Genomic DNA, 1,312 nt, shown 5'->3' on the forward strand with positions numbered 1-1,312 from the left:
ACAGCATAAAATAAGCAGGGTGGAAAAAGATTTACTGCCTTTTGGTGTTTCGTTCACCCTAATTCCTCAATTTGTTGAACACATATTAACGGCAACTGAGTCTACCGAAGTGTTCCTCTTACTTGAATAAGCAGACCTACACGTAAGACTTGAATCAACAGCCGCTTCTGTCTAATTCCGTGCATTGCACTTTAAACCATAGATTGCCGCCTGCGCGGCAATGACGGATTGGAACGAAACTTAAATCCCGTTGAGCACGCAAGCGATTAAGGTGAATTGCTCGCAGAGCAAGAGAAGATGCCCTGGGGTACCGGGTCGCCTTTAGATGAGGGTGAATTGCGAAGCAAGAAAGGCTGGCATGTGCCATCTTAAGACCTTTGGCGAAACAAAGGTCTTAAGGCGCTGTAGGTTGCCACCGACAGGAAAAAAAGAATTAGCCTGTCTTTATCCCAGAAAAACTTTAGTGCACGCTTCTGTGTACGGAATGACGGTGCAGAGACAGACCGTTTCTGCCCAATTCCAAACACCCAGAATTAACTCAGAGCCTCCCTTAAGCCGTTTGCCACCAGCCTAATTCTGAATGTTCGTTTTCTGGCTGATCCCATCCACCGCGAACTAATTCGCCCAGGATTAAATCTGAATCTATTTGTTTCACGAATTGAGCAGCCTTAAGCGCATCGTCTCGGTTAATGTCGACAGCATCATCGTCCTCAGCATTTACATACGCAGATACCGAAGAGACTTTTCTTACGCCCGCCTCTGATGCAATAGCAATCTCAAAACAAACATCGCTACCTTGTATCACATAGCCATGCTCTTTCTCTTGCGTGATAATTTTGTATTCGCTCATATTTTGTTTAATTTCCTAACTCATCTTGATCAGCTAATGAAAAAAGCCCAGTTCCTTTCGGGACTGGGCTTTTTATTTTCAAAGTCTGTCTTAGCTTCTAACTTTCAAGACAGACATTTAGATCACTTACGACAAATCACGACCTTTGCCTGCGGCGATACGCAAACGAAGCGCATTTAGCTTGATAAAGCCATCTGCATCTTTCTGATCGTATGCACCAGCATCATCTTCAAATGTCGCGATGCTTTCGTCGAACAAGGTATCTTCTGACTTACGACCAACAACGATGACGTTGCCTTTGTAAAGTTTCAAACGCACAACACCGTTCACGTAAGTTTGTGTCTCGTCGATCAATGCTTGAAGCGCTTTACGCTCTGGTGACCACCAGTATCCGTTGTATACAAGCTCTGCATACTTAGGCATCACACTGTCTTTAAGGTGCGCAGCTTCTTTGTCTAGCGT

General features: G+C 44.7%; 1 protein-coding gene and 1 pseudogene. Both read right to left on the minus strand.

The window, feature by feature from the left end:
- Window positions 1-550: 550 nt before the first annotated feature.
- A complete protein-coding gene (locus A3739_RS10250; RefSeq protein WP_068501252.1) occupies window positions 551-850 on the minus strand; it encodes a hypothetical protein in 300 nt (99 codons plus the stop codon).
- A 126-nt stretch (window positions 851-976) separates the two neighbouring features.
- Window positions 977-1,312: pseudogene (locus A3739_RS10255) on the minus strand (argininosuccinate synthase domain-containing protein); the annotation flags it as partial.

Source organism: Oleiphilus sp. HI0067, from assembly GCF_001635735.1.